At 79.6% G+C, this 496-nt stretch carries 1 pseudogene; it reads left to right on the top strand.

The window, feature by feature from the left end:
- Positions 1-496: pseudogene (locus FV229_RS27770) on the top strand (hypothetical protein); the annotation flags it as partial.

Genomic DNA, 496 nt, shown 5'->3' with positions numbered 1-496 from the left:
TCGCCACGGCCGTCCGCGCCGCCACGCCGGGTCCGACGCGCCGCTGACGCTGGCCGAGCTCGTCGACGAGATCCAGGCCCGGCACCCGGCCCTGTTCCTGCCGGCGGTCGTGCCCCCCGCGATCGCGCCGGCCGAGCCCGAGGTGACGAGGGACGCCCCGCTGATCGCCGGCGCCGCCGAGATGCGGGCGGCCACCGCCCGCCTGGTCGAGACCGGCTCGGAGCGCGCCCGCGCCCTCGCCGAACGCTCCACCGAGCAGGGCAGGGCGCTCGCGGAATCCGCGGTCGACCGCGTCTCCGGCGTCCGGGCCGGAATGGCCGCCTGGCTCGCCGCGCGCCGCGCGGCGGCCGAATCCGACAAGCTCGACACGACCACGCTCGACGCGACCAAGCCCGGGGCCACCAAGCCTGGGGCCACCATCCCCGGCACGAGCGCGCGGGACCCGGCCGCCCAGCCGGCCTGGCGCGATCGGGCCTCGCAGGTCGGCGCCTCGGCC

It is taken from the genome of Methylobacterium sp. WL120 (assembly GCF_008039465.1).
Classification (GTDB): Bacteria; Pseudomonadota; Alphaproteobacteria; order Rhizobiales; family Beijerinckiaceae; genus Methylobacterium; species Methylobacterium cerastii.
The sequence above is the reverse complement of the archived record's forward strand: the minus strand, read 5'-3'. Positions and strand labels throughout refer to the sequence as shown.